The organism is Mycobacterium sp., assembly GCF_035623875.1.
In the GTDB taxonomy this organism is placed as follows: Bacteria; Actinomycetota; Actinomycetes; order Mycobacteriales; family Mycobacteriaceae; genus Mycobacterium.
Genome location: NZ_DASPSP010000151.1, coordinates 1 through 4,085, shown reverse-complemented (window position 1 = coordinate 4,085; position 4,085 = coordinate 1). Strand labels below are relative to the sequence as shown.

The following is a 4,085-nucleotide window of genomic DNA, read 5'->3' as shown; positions in this document are numbered from 1 at the left end:
AACCGGTACAGCAAGGGTCCGCTCTGATTGGACCGACTCGACCGCGTCGGTCACATAACGCAGTAACCCGTAACGCGGTGGCCGTAGCTTGCCGGTGCGTGACCGCCCGCCCTCAATCGACCACACCAGGTTGCGACCGCTGGCCACCATCTGGCCAACCAGTGCGCGCAGGGCCAATCGGTACACGGGCACATCCCCCGTCGAGCGTCGCACCGGAATGAACCCGTTACGCCGGGCGAACGTGCCCAGCGGAAAGAAGTTAAGGTTCGCACCGGCCAGCCCGAACGTCGGCGATATGCCCTCCCGCCTAAGGCGTGGTGGGAACGAAAACTGATCCAGGTACGAACGGTGCGAGATCAAGAAGATCAAGGCGTGGTCGCGGTCGAGCTCGCGCAGTTTGGCGAGGTCGTCGTCATCGACCACAACTTGGAATCCACGGACCATCCATGCGGACCAGGCTTGCCAGGCACCCACGACGGCCGGGACATGGGTTGCTGCCATCTCGCGCACGTAGGCGGCAGCCTCGGCCCGCACGTCGGCCACGTCGCGGCCCAGCTGCGACGCCAATTCGGCTGTGCTTTTAGAAAATTCGTTGGAGCCGAGTAGAGCCTCGCCGTCATCCGGTGACTGCACGGAGGCGGATCCGTTCGCGCGCAGAAGCCGCGCGAGGCGATCCGCCAGCACCGTCATTTCCGCACCGATGCCTTCGCGATCATCTCCGACCACCGCTTCCCGGCCTGGCTGCCCGGCCAGTCGTCGAGGGTGTCCACGTAGAGCTGACGCATTCGCGTCACCCACTCATCGAGATCGGCTTTCGTCCACTTGGCAGTCGGAACTGGCTCGTGGACAACAACTTCGATCGTGCCTTCCTGCGCCACTTTTGCATTGCGCCACATGATTTCGCCGGCATTGCGGATGACGATCGGGACGATAGGAACCCCCGCGTCGCGGGCCAAATGAAAGCCGCCTTTCTTGAACGCCCCGATCCGCGGACTCAGCGACCTGGTGCCTTCGGGCGACATTACGATCGAAACGCCGTTACGCAGCTTGTCCACCGCAGGTTGCATCGCCGAGATGGCCTTGGACGTGTTAGAGCGGTCCACGAAGGCGACATCGGCCAGCGTGAGCAGCTGCCCTAGCACAGGAATCTGCTTCACCTCGGCCTTGGCTACCACAGTAAAGCCCCGTTGCACCACCCTGGAGGTGACCAGCGCGTCGACTAGCGTGCTTTGGTGATTGATGAAGAACACCGCGGGACGGTGCGTCGTGTTCTCCTCGCCGCTGACATCGCACTTGATATTCGCGAATGGCCCTGTAACGCGACCGAACAGGGACGTGGCCATGTCCATTCCGCCGCGACGGTCGAAGGTCAACGCCCCGGCAACCGCGCCCGCGCCGACCGACGCGGCGAAGCTGCCTAACAAGCCCGTCGTCCGGACCAGCGCCATCGGATGGAATTGGCTCCGCCTGGTCCGGAACCGCACGACCTGCCATCCGTGCTCACCGGCGTGGCGGGCCAGGACCGACCCAGGGTTGACCGGATGCGGGAACCCGACCGCGTCGAGGAAGGGGATATCCTCATCGCCATTCGCGTACGCGTGGCAGTTCTTCAGCGGGATTCGTTCGCGTCTGGCGAATTCACGGACCGCAGCTGGCTTGCCTTCCCCCCACGGCGGGCGTCCCGCTATGCCACCGGTGAGCACACCATGCTCGGTCCCGAGCTCTGTGCACAAGACGTTGTCGATACCTAATTCGCGGGCCATCGGCTGCACCTGCATCCGGGTCGCAGATGTCGCAATGACAACAGTGTGGCCTCGGTTCTGATGGGCACGCACCAATCGCCACGCCCCATGGAAGAGCGCACCGGCGATTTCCCGGGCGAACAGCTGTTCTCCGAGTTCCATCAGTTCGTCGTCGGTACGGCCCACCCAGCCCCGGATCCCCTGCAGCATAAGATCTTTGAACGCGGCTTCGTCGAGGGGGCCGCCCAGTGCAGCGAGCATCGTGCGAACAAACTCGTCGGGCCCCAATTCGAAGTTACGAGCACGGTGAGCGATGAGCGCGTTGGCCGAATATCCCTGGATCAGGGTTCCGTCGAAGTCAAAAAAAGCGGCGACTTTGGGACCGCTGGGCCCCACCTTGACGTCCTCGATGAGCTGGTCGACCGCAATCGACGACGGCGTTGTACCGGTCATCTCATATCCCGCGGCCCGCCTCGTGAGCTGCCTCGGGGACCTCGTTGTCCTCGAGGCAGCCCCTGAGCATCCACGTCTTGCCTCGGCTTGGACGCAGATTCTCGTCCCGGCGCGCTGGTGGACTTATCACGGTTCTCACTTCGTCTCCCCTGCGTCGCCGTCGTGACGGCCGTGCCGTGGGAATGCGGTCTCCGTTGACCGCAAACCCGGCCCCGACACCGCGCCCGCATGCCCGGAGTTTGGGACGGAGGACACACCGGCACGGTATCGGGGCAGGTAGCTTGCGACAGTCACCTTGGCTCTGGCCATCCCACTATGAAGACTCAAAAGCCCACGGCCAAGAGTGTTGGCGCGAAATACCCCTTCTGTGGGGTAGAGAACCGCCCGATGTGGTGACGCGGCGACGCAAGCTCGTCGGTCAGACTCGCTGCACGGGAGTCTGTGACGTCGGCCCGCCTTTAGTTGGGTCCGCCGGGAATCGCGACCAGACACAGTTCGGACCCAACGCCGCCGGAAAGAGAAGAGGGCAACAGATGCAGATCTCAGCCGCGGTGGTTCAGGAGGTCGGTGCGCCGTTCACTCTTACCGAAGTGGAGCTTCAAGAGCCAGCGCCCGACGAAGTCGTGGTAAAGATCGCCGGGGCCGGCATCTGTCACACCGACATCGCTGTCCAGCACGGGCATCTGCCGTTTCCGTTACCTGGCGTGCTGGGGCATGAGGGCAGCGGAACTGTGGTGGCGGCCGGTGAGCACGTAACGACGGTCGCCGTTGGGGACCACGTCGCGATCAGTTTCAACAGCTGCGCCGCCTGCCCGCGCTGCACGATGGGAGAGCCGGCGTATTGCCATAACTTCCTGGAATACAATTTCAGCGGCATGCGCCCCAACGGTACGTCCGGGTTAGCTTCTGGCGGAACGAAATTGGGGGCCAACTTCTTCGGCCAGTCGTCACTGGCGACGCACGCGCTGGCCCATGAACGCAACGTGGTCAAGCTTCCGCCGGGCTCTCCGGTCGAGCTTGTTGGCCCGCTTGGCTGCGGCATCCAGACCGGGGCCGGCGCAGTGCTGAACTCATTCGACGTGCAGCCCGGGACGACCGTGGTCGTCGCCGGCGCAGGAGCGGTGGGGCTGTCCGCCGTAATGGCGGCTGTCGTGCGGGAGGCCTCGTCGATCATCGCCGTCGACCTCCACCAGAGCAGACGAGCACTGGCCACGGAACTCGGCGCCACCCACGTCGTTGACCCGCAGGCCGGTCCACTGGCCGAGCAGATCCGGGAAATCGCGCCCGCCGGAGCCGATTACGCCGTCGACACCACCGCGGTAACACCCGTCGTAGAGCAGCTGCTCGCCTCCCTCGGGATGCGGGGCATGCTCGGGCTGATCGGTGTGCCTGCTGATCCGCAGGCCGTGTTTTCGGTCGGGCTGTTCCAACCGCCGCTGCTCGGGCTCACCATCCGGGGCATCGTCGAAGGCGATTCCGACCCGCAGACGTTCATCCCCTACTTGCTTGCTCTGCACGATCAGGGCAAGTTCCCGTTCGACAAGCTGATCACCACGATGCCGTTGGCCCAAATCAACGACGCGGTCGAGGCTCAGCACCGCGGCGAGGTGCTCAAGGCCGTGCTGACACCCTGATTCGAGTTCCGAGACAACAATGACGACGAATAGGCGGCGACGGGCAACCACCGTGGCCACGGCGCTCCTGGCCGGCAGCGCCGTGGCCGCGGTGGCTACACAGGCCCGACGTGACCGCCAGCGACCCCGCGCCGTGTTCCCAGTATTGGAACTGACCCCAAGCCACCGTGCCGGAACCGGGACACCCCTGCTATTGCTGCACGGCATCACCGCTATCTGGCGGGCTTGGTCGCCGATCTTGCCGCATCTCGAACCG

3 protein-coding genes and 1 pseudogene are annotated in these 4,085 nt (G+C 64.5%); 2 read left to right on the top strand and 2 right to left on the bottom strand.

Annotation, left to right across the window (positions count from 1 at the left end; translation table 11 throughout):
* A partial coding sequence (locus tag VEI45_RS12030) for a 1-acyl-sn-glycerol-3-phosphate acyltransferase (RefSeq protein ID WP_324853407.1) occupies positions 1-633 on the bottom strand: 633 nt, incomplete at its 3' end.
* Positions 634-686: 53 nt separating this feature from the next.
* Positions 687-2,195: an HAD-IB family hydrolase gene (locus tag VEI45_RS12025; RefSeq protein ID WP_324853405.1), complete on the bottom strand. Its 1,509-nt coding sequence runs from the start codon at positions 2,193-2,195 to the stop codon at positions 687-689.
* A gap of 533 nt (positions 2,196-2,728) precedes the next feature.
* Between VEI45_RS12025 and VEI45_RS12020 the strand changes: the two genes are divergently transcribed.
* Positions 2,729-3,829 carry an NAD(P)-dependent alcohol dehydrogenase gene (locus VEI45_RS12020; RefSeq protein ID WP_324853403.1) on the top strand — a complete coding sequence of 367 codons (1,101 nt, stop codon included), beginning with the start codon at positions 2,729-2,731 and terminating at the stop codon, positions 3,827-3,829.
* Positions 3,830-3,881: 52 nt separating this feature from the next.
* A pseudogene (locus VEI45_RS12015) lies at positions 3,882-4,085 on the top strand (alpha/beta hydrolase); the annotation flags it as partial.

Coding starts and splice junctions, on each gene's coding strand:
- VEI45_RS12025 (WP_324853405.1), bottom strand. CDS start 2,195: ATGACCGGTACAACGCCGTCGTCGATTGCGGTCGACCAGCTCATCGAG.
- VEI45_RS12020 (WP_324853403.1), top strand. CDS start 2,729: ATGCAGATCTCAGCCGCGGTGGTTCAGGAGGTCGGTGCGCCGTTCACT.